This window comes from Nocardia sp. NPDC047654 (assembly GCF_043205035.1).
Classification (GTDB): Bacteria; Actinomycetota; Actinomycetes; order Mycobacteriales; family Mycobacteriaceae; genus Nocardia.
Window position 1 is genome coordinate 19,926 of sequence record NZ_JBIDDF010000032.1, and the last position, 15,066, is coordinate 34,991.

General features: G+C 69.1%; 14 protein-coding genes. 2 read left to right on the forward strand and 12 right to left on the reverse strand.

Annotated elements, in window-relative coordinates; translation table 11 throughout:
* Positions 1 to 102 precede the first annotated feature (102 nt).
* The 4 genes from bla to aztB all read right to left on the reverse strand — a co-directional run bounded on the left by bla (position 103) and on the right by aztB (position 5,204).
* The gene (gene bla, locus ACGF7Y_RS36075) at positions 103 to 1,008 is read right to left on the reverse strand and encodes a class A beta-lactamase (protein WP_393242284.1); all 906 of its coding nucleotides are present in this window, start codon (positions 1,006 to 1,008) and stop codon (positions 103 to 105) included.
* A 76-nt stretch (positions 1,009 to 1,084) separates the two neighbouring features.
* A complete protein-coding gene (gene aztD / locus ACGF7Y_RS36080) occupies positions 1,085 to 2,254 on the reverse strand; it encodes a zinc metallochaperone AztD (protein ID WP_393242287.1) in 1,170 nt (389 codons plus the stop codon).
* A gap of 32 nt (positions 2,255 to 2,286) precedes the next feature.
* Complete coding sequence (gene aztC / locus ACGF7Y_RS36085; RefSeq protein WP_393242290.1) at positions 2,287 to 3,204, reverse strand: zinc ABC transporter substrate-binding protein AztC; 918 nt, start codon at positions 3,202 to 3,204, stop codon at positions 2,287 to 2,289.
* A complete protein-coding gene (aztB, locus tag ACGF7Y_RS36090) occupies positions 3,201 to 5,204 on the reverse strand; it encodes a zinc ABC transporter permease AztB (RefSeq protein ID WP_393242293.1) in 2,004 nt (667 codons plus the stop codon). Before aztB ends, aztC begins: the two co-directional genes overlap by 4 nt.
* Positions 5,205 to 5,263: 59 nt before the next feature.
* Between aztB and aztA the strand changes: the two genes are divergently transcribed.
* Complete coding sequence (gene aztA / locus ACGF7Y_RS36095) at positions 5,264 to 5,950, forward strand: zinc ABC transporter ATP-binding protein AztA (RefSeq protein WP_393242296.1); 687 nt, start codon at positions 5,264 to 5,266, stop codon at positions 5,948 to 5,950.
* Here the strand turns inward: aztA and ACGF7Y_RS36100 are convergent.
* Complete coding sequence (locus tag ACGF7Y_RS36100; RefSeq protein WP_393242319.1) at positions 5,947 to 7,125, reverse strand: MCE family protein; 1,179 nt, start codon at positions 7,123 to 7,125, stop codon at positions 5,947 to 5,949. The genes aztA and ACGF7Y_RS36100 overlap by 4 nt on opposite strands.
* A gap of 204 nt (positions 7,126 to 7,329) precedes the next feature.
* On the opposite strand from ACGF7Y_RS36100, the gene ACGF7Y_RS36105 reads away from it, so the two are divergent.
* On the forward strand, positions 7,330 to 8,694 hold the full coding sequence (locus ACGF7Y_RS36105; RefSeq protein ID WP_393242299.1) for a cytochrome P450: 1,365 nt from the start codon (positions 7,330 to 7,332) through the stop codon (positions 8,692 to 8,694).
* A 61-nt stretch (positions 8,695 to 8,755) separates the two neighbouring features.
* On the opposite strand, the gene ACGF7Y_RS36110 is transcribed toward ACGF7Y_RS36105, so the two are convergent.
* From ACGF7Y_RS36110 to ACGF7Y_RS36140, 7 genes are all read right to left on the reverse strand, one after another.
* Complete coding sequence (locus ACGF7Y_RS36110; RefSeq protein WP_393242302.1) at positions 8,756 to 9,982, reverse strand: cytochrome P450; 1,227 nt, start codon at positions 9,980 to 9,982, stop codon at positions 8,756 to 8,758.
* Positions 9,983 to 10,013: 31 nt separating this feature from the next.
* Complete coding sequence (locus ACGF7Y_RS36115) at positions 10,014 to 11,129, reverse strand: dihydrodipicolinate reductase (protein ID WP_393242305.1); 1,116 nt, start codon at positions 11,127 to 11,129, stop codon at positions 10,014 to 10,016.
* 1 nt (position 11,130) lies between these two features.
* Positions 11,131 to 12,729: an acyl-CoA synthetase gene (locus tag ACGF7Y_RS36120; RefSeq protein WP_393242307.1), complete on the reverse strand. Its 1,599-nt coding sequence runs from the start codon at positions 12,727 to 12,729 to the stop codon at positions 11,131 to 11,133.
* A 25-nt stretch (positions 12,730 to 12,754) separates the two neighbouring features.
* Positions 12,755 to 14,005 (reverse strand): hypothetical protein, encoded by a 1,251-nt coding sequence (locus ACGF7Y_RS36125; RefSeq protein ID WP_393242310.1) that lies wholly within the window; start codon positions 14,003 to 14,005, stop codon positions 12,755 to 12,757.
* 5 nt (positions 14,006 to 14,010) lie between these two features.
* Positions 14,011 to 14,562: a nuclear transport factor 2 family protein gene (locus ACGF7Y_RS36130; protein ID WP_393242313.1), complete on the reverse strand. Its 552-nt coding sequence runs from the start codon at positions 14,560 to 14,562 to the stop codon at positions 14,011 to 14,013.
* On the reverse strand, positions 14,562 to 14,789 hold the full coding sequence (locus ACGF7Y_RS36135; RefSeq protein ID WP_062978071.1) for a ferredoxin: 228 nt from the start codon (positions 14,787 to 14,789) through the stop codon (positions 14,562 to 14,564). Before ACGF7Y_RS36135 ends, ACGF7Y_RS36130 begins: the two co-directional genes overlap by 1 nt.
* A gap of 61 nt (positions 14,790 to 14,850) precedes the next feature.
* The coding region (locus ACGF7Y_RS36140) for a cytochrome P450 (protein WP_393242317.1) at positions 14,851 to 15,066 on the reverse strand (216 nt) is incomplete at its 5' end.

The window sequence follows — 15,066 nt, forward strand, 5'->3', positions numbered from 1 at the left end:
CCGGCTTCGAATGATTCCCCGTCGACGCGAACAGCGGAAAATCCGGCATCCGCAGAGAATTTCGCGCGCCGGTCTCCGGTCGAGAGCAGCGACGGCCGCGGGCTAGGTGAGCGTGTCCATGACGTACGCGGCGGCTTCGGCGAGGAGAGCCTGATCGTAGGCGGCATCGCGGGTGGCTTTGCTGGACATGATCGCGACGACGAGTGGCGCGGCATCCGGGGGCCACACCACCGCTATGTCGTTGAGTGTGCCGTAGTCGCCGGTCCCGGTCTTGTCGGCCACTTTCCATCCCTGCGGTGTGCCCGCCCGGATCCGCTGGGCGCCCGCGGGCGTGGCGTTGCGTTCCAGCAGATCACGCAGGAAGTCCCGCTTGTCGGCCGGAAGGGCGTCGCCCAGCACGATCCGGTGGTAGACCTCGCCGAACGCCCTCGGCGAAGTGGTGTCACGCGGGTCTCCGGGGGTGGCTTCGGTGATCGCGGGCTCGATCCGGTCCATCCGGGTGACCGGGTCGCCCAGACTCCGGGCGTAGGCCGTCAGCTCGGCCGGGCCACCCAGTTCGCGGAGCAGGAGATTGCCCGCGGTGCCGTCGCTGTACCGTAGCGCGGCGTCACACAGCTGGCGGATCGTCATTCCCGTGTCCACGTAACGCGGGGTGACGGAGGCGTTCTTCAGCAGATCGTCGCGGGTGTAGGTGACGACGGTGTCCAAGTGCGACAGCGGATTACGCTGTAACACCGCCGCCGCGGCCAAGCCCTTGAACGTCGAACAGAACGCGAATCGTTCATCGGCTCGGTGGGCGACGGTGACGCCCGTCCCGGTGGCGCGGGCGTAGACGCCCAGGCGTGCGTCGAACTTTCGTTCCAGCTCGATCAGCCGATCGTGGCGCTCGTCCGCCTGGGCGGTGGGCGCTGCGGAGGAAGAAGGTCCCTTCTCCGCAGCGCACCCGGCCAGCGGTAGGAGTGCCGCTACGGCCAGAAGCGTCCGGCGGCCGATGGGCGAGTGCGTCATGCTCGTCCTTTCCGGGGGGGTGTCGCGGTGCACATCGCGCCCATCGTCCGCTGTTCCCACCGACGAGAGCCGAGGGTCAGTGCCCCAGCACGCCGCTCACTTCGTTAGGCGTGCTCGGCAGCGCGACGCTCGCCGTCTTCGCTCCGGTGCCCAGGTCGACGCGGTGCACCTGCTTCGTCCCGGGGTCGGAGACATAGGCGGTACCGCCGCGGACGAACAGCGCGGGTCGCGGCTTCTGCCATTCCAGCGGCTCCTGCCAGGGATCCGTGACCGGGATCGTGCGCACGACGGCGCCCGCGACGGGATCGATCACGTGAATGCGGCCATCGGTGCCGAGGACCAGGGCTTCGCCGTGCGGGCCCCGGGCCAGCGACCGGAAGGTGTAGCTGGTGCCGAGATCGACCAGGCGCAACGCGCCGGTGACCGTGTCGATCAGTGCGACCTTCCGCGGGCGTTCGAGTTCGGCGTCCTTGTCCTGCTTGTAGTCGCCGAGGACGACCGGCGAGGTCTCGCTGCCCGCCTGGTTGCCGATCCGGCCGTACTCGGTGGGGCTGGTCACCTTGGTGATCACGCCGTCGCGGTAGACGAGCACGCCGTTCTCGCAGCCGATCACCACGGCCTCGCCCGCGGCCGTCGCCTCACCGTGCACGCCGGGGCAGTTCTCGTTGCGCGCCCGCTCCGTGCGGTTCTTGTCGAGCACCACGATGCCGGTCCGCTTCTCCTCGGTGCCGAGGGTGAGGACGAGTTCGCCGTTGGTCAGTTCGATCGCGACGCCGTGGTGCGGGGCGGCCGCGCGGTAGGTGTCGGTCTTCGGCGCGCCCTTCGCGAGATCGGCGGAGTCGAACGCGACGACTTCGCCGGTGCCGTCGCTGAAGAGCACGGTCCGCCCGGCATGCCGGACCACGTGCCCGGGATGGGGGCCGGGAAAGTCCGTGCCGGTGAAATCGGCTGTGACGGCGTCGAAGACTCGGAAGCCCACTTTGGTCGAGACGATCAGGTGCCGGTCGTCACCCGCGGGGTTGAGCCGGTTGAAGCCGTCGAGCTCGACCGTGCGCGCGAGTTCGAGGGTGGTTCCGTCCAGTACGTGTATTCCGCCGTCATAGGTGATCGCGACCGGGTCGGTGATCGGTGTGCGCCGGGTGTCTTGTTCCGGGGAAGCATCGGCGCCGCATCCGGCGACGGCGAGTACTGCGGTCAGCAAGCCGGTCAGGGCGGCCGATTTCGTGGATGTCGATCGAACAGGCATGGACGACTCCGTCTTTCGTTCGGTGGGTCGGGCTAGGGGGTGGCGAGGCCGCGCACGATCGACTCGGTGTTGGCCCGCATCATTTCCAGGTAGGTGCCCGCGCCACCACCCGGCTCGGTGAGCGACTCGGAGTACAGGGAGATCACCTGTACACGCACCCCGGCCTGGTCGGCGAGCACCCGGGCCAGGCGATCGGGTTGCGAGGCCTCGGCGAAGATCGCGCCCACCCCGGCGGCCCGGATGGTCCCGGCGAGGGCGGACAGATCCGACGGGCTCGGTGACGCGAGGGTGGTGCCACCCGGAATCACCGCGCCGACCACCTCGAAGCCGAATCGCTGTGCCAGGTAACCGAAGACGTGATGGTTGGTGACCAGCTTCCGCCGTTCGACGGGGATCGTCGCGAACCGCTCGGTCATCCAGCGCTCCAGCCGGTCGAGCTCGGTCAGGTAGCGGTCGGCTGCGGCGCGGACCGCCGCGGCGTCCACGCCGGGGACGTGGTCGACGATCCGGTCCCGGATGATCTCCACCGCCCTGCGCACCCGGCGCGGATCGGTCCAGAAGTGCGGGTCCGGTCTGCCGTTCGCTTCCTCCGCCGCGTAACCGATCGGGTCGATCGCCGCGCCGACGGATACGCCCGCGACCCCGGACTTCTCGGCCGCCTCGACGTTGCGCAGCACGCTCTCCTCGAGACCGAGACCGTTGTAGACGATGAGGCTCGCGCGTTCGAACCGGGCGGCCTGCTGGGCGGAGATGGCGAAGAAGTGCGGGTCCGCGTTCGCCTGCATGAGCACGGTGACCTCGACCGCGTCCCCTGCGACGGCGCGGGTGAGATCGCCGAGGATATTGGTGGTGACGAGGACTCCGTCTCGGTGGGCGCCGGAATCAGAGCATGCGGTCAGTGCGAACAGCGCGGCGACGATCAGCGCGCACAGCCGGGCAGCGAGTCTCATCGGCCGGTCTCCACCATCGAGGTGGGCATGATGTCGAGGCGGAACGTGCGCGCGGTGCGCAGGTTGTCGGTGTAGTCGATCTCGTGGATCGCCCGCGCCACGGGATCGTTGAGGTAGGCGCGGTGTTCGTCGACGAGGATCAGCGGCGCGGGCGTGCCGTCGGCTACCGGCGCGGTCAGCGGGCGCGCCACCGCGGACTCGCGGCCGGACGCGGCGTCGTAGCTGTGCAGCAGGCCGTCCGAGGTCAGCACCAGCAGTGCGGCGCCCTCCCCCGCCGTGTTCGCCGCGACCACCGGACCGGTGTCGACCGATGTCCAGGTCTTGCGCCTGACGTCGAGCACCCACACCCCCCGCCGACCGGCCGCGGCCACGAGCGTCGCGCTGCCGCGGCGGTGGCGGAACTCGACCGCGCGGTCGGCGTCCACGGTGCCGGGCGGATAGGGGATCTTCTCGCCGGTGAACGCCGCATCGCGTGCCGTCACCAGCAAAGCACCGTCGGCGCAACCGAAGACGACGCCCCGCCTGGTCACCGCCGAGCCGCGCGGATGCGGGCACGGCTGCGCGAGGTCCGAGGCGTGCGCGCCGTCTCGGGTGCGGACCTCGATGCGCGCGCGGGAGGGCACGGCCACGAGCAGGTGCTCGGCGTACGGCACGGCGGCGGCGTCCGCGATCACGCCGCGCTCGTGCACCGACCCCGCGCCGAGCGCGGACCGGTCCAGCAGCGTGGTGCTACCCGCGTCGGAAACGATTGCCGTGACCGCGCTGTCGGCGTACGCGACCGACACCGGCCCACCGGTGCTGACGCCCAGATCGCGGGCGGGCGCGCGGTAGTAGTGCACGTGATCGCCGTGGTCGACCGTCCACGCACCCGCGTCCACGATCCGCATCCGTTCGCGGGCGGACAGGAACGCGAAGCGCCCGTCGGTGCTCATCCGGTCGACGCCTTCCATCCGGCCGAGATCGATCACGTCCTCGGTGACGAGATCGACCACCCGCACGTCACCGGTCGCGTTGTCGGCCACCACCAGACGCGGCTGCGCCTCTTCGGTCTCCTCCGCGCCCGCCACGTACCCGTGCGGCGTCGGCTCCGCAGGGGCGGATTGTTCTGCCGCGCAACCGATCAGGGGCGTGATCGCGGCGAGGACCAGCACGAGCGCCAGTGGTTTCGTGGTCGCGCGAGAGGCGCGGATCCGCTCGCGCAGCCAGGACGACAGCGCCGAGACGAAGAACAGCGCGACGGCCGTCGCCGCGATGGTCGCCCCAGCGGCGGTGCTCGCGTGCCACGAGATCAGCAGCCCGGCGAAGGTGGACAGCGCGCCGAGCGCCGCGGCGGTGAGCATGATCAGCGGGATGCGATGCACCCAGTAGACGGCGGCCGCGGGCGGCGCGATGAGCAGACCGAAGACCAGCAAGGTGCCGACGATGTGGAAGGACGCGACGATCGCCAGGGTCACCAGGCCGATCAGCGCGACGTTCGCCATCCGGGGCCGCAACCCGAGGGTGTGCGCCTTGCGCGGGTCGAAGGTGAGCGCGACGAACGCCCGGTAGCCCAGCACCGAGATCACCGCCGCGAGCACCGCGGCCGCGACCAGATACCAGAGGTCACGCGCCCCGACGGCGAGTACGTCACCGAAGAGGAAGCCGGTCAGGTCCACCGCGAACGAGGGCGAACGCGACACGATGATCACGCCCGCCGACAGCATCCCGACGAACAGCAATCCGATGCCGGTGTCGGCGGCGAACCTGGTGCCGCGCCCCAGCACGGAGACGCCGACCGCCATCGCCGCGGCGCTGCATGCCGCGCCCAGCACCAGGTTTCCGCCGAATAACGCGGCGATCGCGACGCCCGGCAGCATGCCGTGCGCCATCGCGTCGCTGAGAAAAGCCATGCCGCGCAGCACGACCCACGTGCCGGCCAGCGCGCACAAGCACGACACGAGCAATCCGCCCCACAACGCCCGCTGCACGAACGAAACCTCGAACGGGGCCAACCACTCCATGAGGCAGCACTCTACAATGATAACGGTTTTCATTTCAATGAGGTGATCGGAGTCCGCTCATGCCGCCGTCCGCTGTCCATCTCGCCGAGGTGACGGCCGGTTACCGGGGAAGCCCGGTACTGCACGCGTTCACCGCCACGATCCCGGCCGGACAGGTGACCGCACTCGTCGGGCCCAACGGGTCCGGCAAGTCCACCCTGCTCGGCGTGCTGGCCGGCGTCGTCACGCCCACCACGGGAACCGTTCGCCGACACCATCTCCGGCGCCCGGCATTCGTCGTGCAGCACAGCGGTGTCCCCGCGACGCTGCCGATCACTGTGGGCGACACAGTCGCGATGGGACGGTGGGCGCATCGCGGCGCCTGGCGGCGTCTCACCCGGCAGGATCGCGCGGTGGTGCGCGCGTGCCTCGACCGGATGGCCATCGCCGACCTGACCGAGCGCCGGCTCGACACCCTCTCCGGCGGCCAGCGCCAACGGGCGCTCCTCGCGCAGGCACTCGCGCAGGAGTCGGACCTGCTGCTGCTCGACGAACCGGCCACCGGCCTGGACTCGGCCGCGCAGCAGGAGATCTCCGAGGCCATCCGCCGCGTCGGCGCACGTGGCGTGACGGTCGTGCACGCCACGCACAGCCGCGAGGAGGCCCTGCGCGCCGACCACTGCTTGCTGTTGCGCGACGGCCGGCTCACCGGCCAGGGCGATCCGCGCACCGTCCTGCGCGAGCAGAGCACCGAGGCGGTCGACTAACGCGACACCCCGGGCATGCCCGCGAAAAGGATTTGGAAGACCTTGGGCGCGTTGGGCACGACCGCGCTGGACGGAGTGAACGGCGTGCCCGCGTTGGTATCGGTGACCACGTAATCGGCATGGCTGCCGGGAACCCGGTCGAGGATCCCGTCGCAGCGTGGCCCACCGGTCGCGTTCACCTTCGGCAGGTCGTCGGGATACCGATAGGGCCGCGCGCCGTACATGAAGCTCGCGTTGAAGATGGCTCCCGGCTCGTACCCCCCGATGATGGCTTCGGCCGCGGGAAGAGCTTTCGCGATACCGACGACCACGCAGTACAGCACGGGTGAGTACGTAGCGAGCAGCGAACTGGTGGGCCGCAGGAGCGCGGGCACGCCGGTGAGATCCCGCTCGTTGTCCGTGAGCACCGACCGGGTGGTGTCGGCCAAGCCGATGAGGTTGAGCAACACCGCGTCCAGGTCTTGCGCACCCTGGTCGACCGTCGCGCCGGTCGCGGTGGCGTTACCCGCCGTGCGCAACAGATCGGGCGTGGTGTCGGCGTAGAGCCCGGTGACCTGCCCGGCAGACGACAGGTCCCGCCGCAGCACGGGCAGACTGGGGTTGATCTGCCGCAGGTAGTCGTCCGCGCGAGCCAGGAGATCGCCCAGCCGATCGCCGCGCCCTTGCAGTGCGGTGCCCAATGCGGCCAGGGTGGCGTTGAGCTTGCCCGGCTCCACCTCGGCCAGGATGTCGCTGAGACGCTGGAACAGCGTGTTGTATTCGACGGTGACCGATTCCGCGCGGATCGTCGCGCCGGGCCGCATGGGCGTCGGCGAGGGAACGCCCGGCACGACGAAATTCACGTACTTGGCGCCGAATACGGTGGTCGAGCGGATGTTCACCGTCGCATTGGCCGGCACAAGCCGCAGCAGCGCGGGATCGAGCGCGAGACGCAGGCGCGCCCGGTCACCGTGGAATTCCACGGCGCTGACCCGGCCGAGTTCCACCCCCCGCATCCGCACCTTGGCGTCGGGGTCCAGAACCAGTCCGGTACGGGACGTCTCGACGGTGACGGTCTCCGTGGAGCGGAAGCGTCCGGCGTACATCGCGACGGCGACCGCGACCAGCGCGGCGACGAGCAGGATCAGCACCGCCCCCGCGACCTTCAACCGCACTATCCGCCACGTCACCGACATGGCCTGCCTGCCGACATTCATCTTCGAATCCACCGATCACTTCTCGGCGCGGGCTGTGCGGCGACGGCGGCACCCGCGGTCCTGGCGTCCGGCCTGCACGACGGCGGACGTGGCCCGTGTCTTGCCGGACGCTCGCTAGCCGTAGTACTGTCCAGACACGTGTCCATCATAAAACTTGGACACTTATCTGGGGAAGGATTTCCAATGACTCTGGTGAAACCACGGCGGGTATCCGGAGGCGACCACGAGCACGGTCATCTGGAGGAGTTCCGCGTCGACCCGATCGGCCTGATGCGCCGGGTCCGCCAGGAGTGCGGCGACGTCGGCTCGTTCGACCTGGCGGGGCGCCAGGTCATTCTGCTGTCGGGCGCGGAAGCCAACGAATTCTTCTTCCGCTCCGGCGACGAGGACCTCGACCAGGCCGCCGCCTATCCCTTCATGAAGCCCATCTTCGGCGACGGCGTCGTCTTCGACGCCAGCCCGGAACGCCGTAAGGAAATGCTGCACAACCAGGCTCTGCGCGCCGAGCACATGCGCGGGCACGCCGCCACCATCGCCCGCGAGGTCGAGCGGATGCTGGCACGGTGGGGCGACGAAGGCGAGATCGACCTGCTCGACTTCTTCGCCGAACTGACCATCTACACCTCCTCGGCCTGCCTGATCGGCGTGAAATTCCGCAACGACCTCGATGACCGCTTCGCGCACCTCTACCACGACCTGGAACGGGGCACCGACGCACTGGCCTACGTCGACCCGTACGCCCCGATCGAGAGCTTCCGCCGCCGTGACCAGGCGCGGGCCGAGCTGGTCGAGCTGGTCCAGGCGATCATGGATCGCCGGGCCGCCGCCCCGCCGACCGGCAAGGACGACCGGGACATGCTCGACGTGCTCATCTCGATCCCGGGCGACAACGGCGAACCGCGCTTCAGCGCCAGCGAGATCACCGGCATCTTCATCTCGATGATGTTCGCGGGCCATCACACCACCTCCGGCACGGCGGCCTGGACGATCATCGAATTGTTGCGCCATCCCGAGGTACTCGGCCAGGTCGTCGCCGAACTCGACGAGCTCTACGCCGACGGCTCCGACATCAGCTTCGGCGCGCTGCGCCAGATCCCGCACCTGGAGTCCGTGCTCAAGGAGACGCTGCGCCTGCACCCGCCGCTGATCATCCTGATGCGGGTGGCCCGTGGCGAGTTCGAGGTCTGCGGGCACCGTATCGAACCCGGTGACCACGTCGCGGCCACACCCGCGATCTCGAACCGGATTCCGGAGGACTTCCCCGATCCGGACGCGTTCGATCCCGGCCGCTACATCGATCCCGACCAGGCCGATCTCGTCAACCGCTGGACGTGGATTCCGTTCGGCGCGGGCCGGCACCGCTGCGTCGGCGCGGCGTTCGCGTTGATGCAGTTGAAGGCGATCTTCTCGCTGCTGTTGCGGGACTGGGAGTTCGAGATGACCCAGCCGTCGGAGACCTACCGCAACGACCACTCCAAGATGGTCGTGCAACTGGCGCAACCGTGCACCGTTCGCTACCGCAGGCGCCGCAAGGAAGGCAACAGCTGAGGGCACGGCCTGGTCCGTGCGAGTTCCCCGCCACCGGGTGACGGGGAACTCGCACCCGGACCTACTCGTAGCGCACTCGCCAGCTCTTGATGCCGTTGATCCAGCCCGACCGCAGCCGCACCGGCTCGGCGACCTGCCGCAGGTCGGGCATCACCTCGGCGATGGCGTTGAACATCAGATCGATCTCCAGCCTGGCCAGGTTCGCGCCGACGCAGTAGTGCGCGCCGGTGCCGCCGAAACCCACGTGCGGGTTCGGGTTGCGCAAGACGTCGAAGGTGAACGGATTCTCGAAGCCCTCCTCGTCGAAATTGGCCGAGCTGTAGAACAAACCGAGCCGCTCGCCCTGCCGGATGCGCTGCCCGCCGAGTTCCAGGTCTTCGGTCGCGGTGCGCTGGAAGGCGGTCACCGGGGTGGCCCAGCGCACGATCTCGTCGGGCGCGGTGCGCGGACGCTGCTCCCGGTAGATCTCCCACTGTTCCGGATTGTCCACGAACGCCTTCATTCCGTGGGTGATGGCATTGCGCGTGGTCTCGTTGCCCGCCACCGCGAGCAGGATGACGAAGAAGCCGAACTCGTCGGAGCCGAGCGCCTCGCCGTCGAGGTCGGCGTGCACGAGTTCGCTCACGATATCGCCCACCGGGCAGGCGCGGCGCTGCTCGGCCATGTTCCAGGCGTAGCCGAGGATCTCGGCCGAGGCCGTCGCGGGATCGCCGTACTCGGGGTCGTCGTAGTTGAGCATCTGATTGGACCAGTCGAACAGCTTGCGCCGATCCGCCTGCGGCACGCCGATCAGCTCGGCGATCGCCTGCAACGGCAGTTCGCAGGCCACCTGTTCGACGAAATCGCCGCCGCCGGATTCCTTGGCGCCGTGCACGATGCGCGCGGCGCGCTCGGTGAGCGCGGCGCGCAGGTTCTCCACCGCCCGCGGCGTGAAGCCTTTGGAGATGATCCGCCGGATCTTCGAGTGCTTGGGCGGGTCCATGTTCACCAGCAGGGCTCCGGTGAGCGCCATCTGCTCCGGCGTGATGTCGCCGGGCAGACGGATGATCGCCCCTTTCCGCTCCGAGGAGAACAGTTCCGGATGCTTCGAGATCTCCTTGATGTCGGCGAGCTTGCTGACCACCCAATAGCCGCCGTCGCGGAAACCCCCGGAGGTCTCGTCGGATTGCGCGTTCCACCACACCGGGGCGGTCCGTCGCAGCTGCGCGAACTCCTCCACCGGACTTCGGTTCTCCCACAGCGCCGGATCGGTGAAATCGAATCCGACAGGTAATGCCGATGCCGCCATTGCTACCTCCTAGATGAAACGGGCGAGCCGGTCAGCGCGGCGCAGTCCGCCGCGCGAGGTCGGGTTCGGCCGCGGCGGACGAAGCGCCGTCGGCCCCGCGCAACGAGGCGGCGGCGCGACCCGCGACGAGCGGCAGCTCGAGAAAGGTCCGCACACCCGGTTCGGCGGCGACGACGTAGGGAATCGAGTTCACGCAGTGCATGGCCGTGGCGACGATGCCGGGGTTGCGCGCCAGACCGGCGGCGGCGCTGTGCGCGTGCATGCCGGTGAAGGTCACCGTCGCGCCGGGATCACCGACGATCTCGACCTCGTACCGCTCACCCGCCGGTCCGAATGTCCAGGGTGGATCGAGGTTCTCGGTGCCCATGAACCAATTCACCGCCGCCGTGATCACCGGTGCGCCGCGGACGGTCCCCTGCCAGCGGAAGCGTTGCGCGGCGACGCGTCCCGGCGCGATCGGCCCGATCGGCGAGTCGATCGGTGCGGTGGCCACCGCCGTCTCGTGCGTCACCCGCAGTCGCTCATCGAGCGCGATGCCCAGCGCCTCCGCGATCATCCATACCGATTGGCTGTAGCCGCCCGCGAGGACGTCCGCCATGACGCTGGCCGCGGCCTGCTCCGGTGTGGCGCCGAACAGCATCCAGTCCCGGACCACCTCGGGCGCGCCATAGGTGCGGATATCGGAGAATTCCTCGGCGCGCACCTCGGTGATCGCCCCCGACAGCGCCGACACCACCAGCGGAATCTTCTCGGTGATGCCGCCGGGATGGATTCCGGCGCCGTGCAGAGTGACTCCCGCGGCCCGGCACAGCTCGTCGTACCGCTGCCGCTCCGCGCGGCGTGGATAGAACCAGCCCAGCGGTGTGACGATGTTCTTGCCGGACCGCAGGATCGCGCGCACCGTCTCGGTGTCGGCCATGAACGGGCTGTACAGCACGCAATCGGCCGGTGTGGCGAGCAGACGCTCGGCGTCGGTGCTCGCGCGCACTCCGATCGGCGCACGGCCGACCAGTTCGCCCAGGTCCACGCCGTCCTTGTCCGCGCTGTGCACCCAGGCCCCGGCCAGTTCCAGATCGGGATGGTCGAGAATGCCCTCGATGGCGGCCCGCCCGACTCCGCCGGTCGCCCATTGGATCACCCGGATCATGTCAGTCCGCCTTGTGGTCGGGGCCTCGGCCGGCCACGTACTGTCTGGCCCACCGATAGTCGGGCTTGCCGCTGGGCGCGCGCACGACGGCGTCGGCGATCCAGATCTGTTTGGGCACCTTGTATCCGGCCAGGAATTCGCGCACGTGCGCCCGCAGGTCGGTGAACTCGACCGGCCCGGCTCCGGACAGCGACACCACGGCGGCGACCTGATGGCCCCAGCGTTCGTGCGGCACGCCGAGCACCACCGCGTCGTAGATCGCGTCGTGGGTCTTCACCACGCTTTCGACCTCTTCGACGAATACCTTCTCGCCACCGGTGTTGATCACCATGTTGCCGCGGCCGATCAGCGTGATCGATCCGTCGGTCTCGGCGCGGGCGCGGTCGTCGGTGACGACCATGCGGGTGCCGTCGACGGTCTTGAACAGTTTGTCGGTCTTGCCGGGGTCTTTGTAGTAGCCGATCGGCACGTTGCCGGTCTTGGCCAGCCAGCCTTCCGAACCCGGCGCGACGGGGTGGCCGTCGTCGTCCACGACGACCGCGCCGCGACCGGTCTGCACGCGGGGCCCGCGGGCGGGATCGTCGTGCTTCTGGGCGAAACCGATACCGCCGAAACCGGTTTCCGACGATCCGATGGAGTCCGAGACGACCGCCCACGGGAACAGCTCCAGCAGCGCGTTCTTCACCGGCTGTGACAGCAGGGCGGCGCCGGAGGCGATCGCCAGCAAGGACGAGGCGTCCACCGGCTCGCGTTCGAACGCCTCGATCAGCGGTCTGGCCATGGCGTCGCCGGTGATCACCATGACCTGGGGGCGCTGCTGGGCGACGGTCCGCCAGGCGCTCCCTGCGTCGAAGCGGGATTCGAAGATCACGGTGTTGCCCGACCACAGCGCGGTGAAGGTGGGCATCATGGCGGCGGCGTGGATCAGCGGCGGCAGCACCAGCCAGGCGCTCGGATCGACCTGGGCGCCGGTGCGGGACTGCTGGAACTCGTCGGCGACCGGTTCGCCGGTGTAGAAGTCGATGCCGCCGCCGAGGACCCGCCACATGTCCTCCTGCCGCCACATGACGCCCTTCGGCATGCCGGTCGTTCCGCCGGTGTACATCATGAACAGGTCGTCGGGACCGCGGCGGACCACCGGGCGGTCCGTCGACTCCCCGGCGAGAGCGGCCTCGTAGCCCGTAGAAGGGGGATCCGCGTCGCTGAACTCGTCGGCTACGCAGACCGTGTGCCGCAACGCGGTCGTCCGGGCTTCCTGGACGGCTCCGGCGTAACAGGAGTGGTGCACGAGCACCTCGAGATCCGCGTTGGCGTAGACGTAGGCCAGTTCTGCCACGCCGTACCGGTAGTTGATGTTGATCGGCACGGCGGCGAGCTTGAAGCACGCGATCAGCGTCTCCATCGTCTCGATGCTGTTGTGCATCTGGAAACCCACGTGCGTTCCCGCGCCGACGCCGAGGCTTGCCAGATGGTGTGCGAGCTGGTTGGCGCGGGCGTCGAGTGCACGGTAGGTCACGCGGCGGCCGGACTGGATCAGCGCCACCCGTTCGGGCATGGCGTCCACGGAGTGCTCGAAGAGGTCGGCGAAGTTGTTGGCCATCTCGTTCCATCTCTGGGTGGGGCTGTCACACGACGGTGAGCGGAAGGGGGATCCCCCGGTCGGTGAAGGTGAAGGCGGCGCCGGTGCTGAACCGGGTCAGCGCGACCTCCGTCGCCTCCCGGAACGCTTTGTCGCCGAGCGTGACGGCGGCGCGCCACCCGTCCGCGCCCACCGCGACGACCTCGGCCGAGAAACGCGGGTTCACGCCGCGGACCAGGGCGTTCAGCGGCTGTAGGTGTTCGGGGCCGAGCATCGACGGCCACGTTGCATCGGTGTGCGCACCGCTCGCGGCCGGGAACGTCACCGTGACCGTGCCGTCGGTGTCCGTGATCTCGATACCGGTGTAGGGCAGGGGATTCAGAGCGGGATGTAGCCGCAGTACCGTCGCGAGCGCGGCGGCGTCGTCACCGAGGCCGAGGCAGTTGCGTAGGCGCTCACTGGTGAGTCCGGCGATCCCCGCGAACTGTTTGCGTCCGATCTCCAGCGCCGCGGCGGCATCGGCGCGGGCCCGCACCGCGATCATGAAACCGAGGGTGAGCAAATGATGTTGCAGGCAGACCTCGTCGGCGAGACGCACCAGCGCGGAGCGGGAGAAGTCCGCGAATCGCACATCGCTGAGCAAGGGGCCGGCGTAGTCCGGCCGTCCTTCGTCGTCGCGATCGATCGCGGCCAGCTCCAGTCGCGCCGCCACCGACCCGGCGACCAACTCGGCGTTGGGCGGCACCGGCGGCGGCACGTGACCGGGATCGATGACGACCGTCCACGCGCACACCGGCTTCCGGTCGGCCGGATGGCGGGGCGGGCGGTGGATGGGCCGGACCTGCGCGTGCGGGTTGGTGGCCAGCGCGGTCGCGTCGAAGGTCGGATCTTCGATGTCGTGGCACATCGACACGACGAAGTCCTCGCCCATCGGTTCCACGTCGGCCAGCGCACCGCAGTGGTCGAGCCAGAACTCGCCGTGGTGGTGGTCCTCCACCCGGAAACGGAAGTCCATGAACTGCGGTGGAGCGCCGATGTCCAGTTGCAGGCCCTTGAAGATGGTCTCCACGCCGTCGCCTGCGAAGCCGAGCGCCCGCTGCATGCGCCGGGTGTAGACCGGGCTGGCCACCTGCCACTCCTCGATGGCGATCTCGGTCATGCCCTCCCGGCCGAACGCGGCGATCGAATGCGCCATGCCGGAGCGGTCGATAAGGTGCCCGCACAGGAGCAGTTCGGGAATCAGCGCCGCCAGGGTGTCCCGGTCCAGGTCGGCGAATCGGCTGTGTGGTAGGGCCATGTCGGTCACCACAGCGGGACGGGGGATTCGCCGATGCGGTACCAGCCGGGCAGCGGTTTGCCGGAGACGGAGCGCTCGATGCGCTTCTGCATGCCCGGTGTCAGCGCCTTGTTCGTGATCATCTCCAGGAACATCGCCGAGACGTTGCCGAAGTCGAAGAAGTCCCGCTGCCAGGACCATTGGAAGTCACCGCTGTAGCGGAACCAGCTGCCGCCGATCCCTTCGGGCGAGTAGTTGCGCCCGTCCGGGCGCTCGGCCTCGCTGATCTGCTTCCACAGTCCGATGACGTTGCCGGTGCGGTCGTCGACCACGAACTCCTGGTAGGGGTAGGTCCAGCCCTCCAGGCCGGCCATCTCCTGGCCGAGGGCCAGATCGCGGATCTCGTCGCGTCCGACGGCCATGAACTCCTGGGTGGGGCCGTAGTTCCAGCCGTAGGTGGCGTCCTCGGTGTACATCTGCGCGAGCGGCTTCCAGTCGCCCTTCTCCTCGCAGCGCTGGTTCTCCGCGATCCAGCGCTGGATCATCTCGTCGAGCTCGGCGCGGTCGAAAGCTGGCATCAGTCGGTACCTTTCGGGGAGTGGTCGGTCGCGTCTTCGTCGGCGATCGACAGGGCTCGAGTGGGGCAGTAACGGATCGCGTCCGCCACGGCGGGCCGCAGACCGGCGTCCGGCACGTCGTCGAGGATCTCGACCCGGCCGCGTTTGGGCACGGTGAACACCTCCGGCGCCTCGGCCTGACAGACCGCGTGCCCCTGGCACAGATCGAGGTCGGCCCGGATTCTCATGACCGGCTCCGCACGGCCCGGATTCGCGACCCGGGGATCCGGATTCGTTCGCATCGACGGCTCATCGGGTCTCCACGGTGATGGGAAGGTGGGCGAAGCCGCGCACATTGGACGAATGCACGCGTTGGATGCCGTCCGGCACGATGTCGAAAGCGGTGACGCGAGAGGCGAATTCCTGCAACGCGACGGTCGCTTCCAGCCGCGCCAGGTGCGCACCCAGGCAGAAGTGCACTCCCGCACCGAAACTCACCAGCCCGGATTTGTCGGCACGATCGAT

Excerpts from the sequence above, each read along its gene's own strand:
- bla (WP_393242284.1), bottom strand. The coding sequence starts at position 1,008 with ATGACGCACTCGCCCATCGGCCGCCGGACGCTTCTGGCCGTAGCGGCA.
- aztD (WP_393242287.1), bottom strand. The coding sequence starts at position 2,254 with ATGCCTGTTCGATCGACATCCACGAAATCGGCCGCCCTGACCGGCTTG.
- aztC (WP_393242290.1), bottom strand. The coding sequence starts at position 3,204 with ATGAGACTCGCTGCCCGGCTGTGCGCGCTGATCGTCGCCGCGCTGTTC.
- aztB (WP_393242293.1), bottom strand. The coding sequence starts at position 5,204 with ATGGAGTGGTTGGCCCCGTTCGAGGTTTCGTTCGTGCAGCGGGCGTTG.
- aztA (WP_393242296.1), top strand. The coding sequence starts at position 5,264 with ATGCCGCCGTCCGCTGTCCATCTCGCCGAGGTGACGGCCGGTTACCGG.
- ACGF7Y_RS36100 (WP_393242319.1), bottom strand. The coding sequence starts at position 7,125 with ATGTCGGTGACGTGGCGGATAGTGCGGTTGAAGGTCGCGGGGGCGGTG.
- ACGF7Y_RS36105 (WP_393242299.1), top strand. The coding sequence starts at position 7,330 with ATGACTCTGGTGAAACCACGGCGGGTATCCGGAGGCGACCACGAGCAC.
- ACGF7Y_RS36110 (WP_393242302.1), bottom strand. The coding sequence starts at position 9,982 with ATGGCGGCATCGGCATTACCTGTCGGATTCGATTTCACCGATCCGGCG.
- ACGF7Y_RS36115 (WP_393242305.1), bottom strand. The coding sequence starts at position 11,129 with ATGATCCGGGTGATCCAATGGGCGACCGGCGGAGTCGGGCGGGCCGCC.
- ACGF7Y_RS36120 (WP_393242307.1), bottom strand. The coding sequence starts at position 12,729 with ATGGCCAACAACTTCGCCGACCTCTTCGAGCACTCCGTGGACGCCATG.
- ACGF7Y_RS36125 (WP_393242310.1), bottom strand. The coding sequence starts at position 14,005 with ATGGCCCTACCACACAGCCGATTCGCCGACCTGGACCGGGACACCCTG.
- ACGF7Y_RS36130 (WP_393242313.1), bottom strand. The coding sequence starts at position 14,562 with ATGCCAGCTTTCGACCGCGCCGAGCTCGACGAGATGATCCAGCGCTGG.
- ACGF7Y_RS36135 (WP_062978071.1), bottom strand. The coding sequence starts at position 14,789 with ATGAGAATCCGGGCCGACCTCGATCTGTGCCAGGGGCACGCGGTCTGT.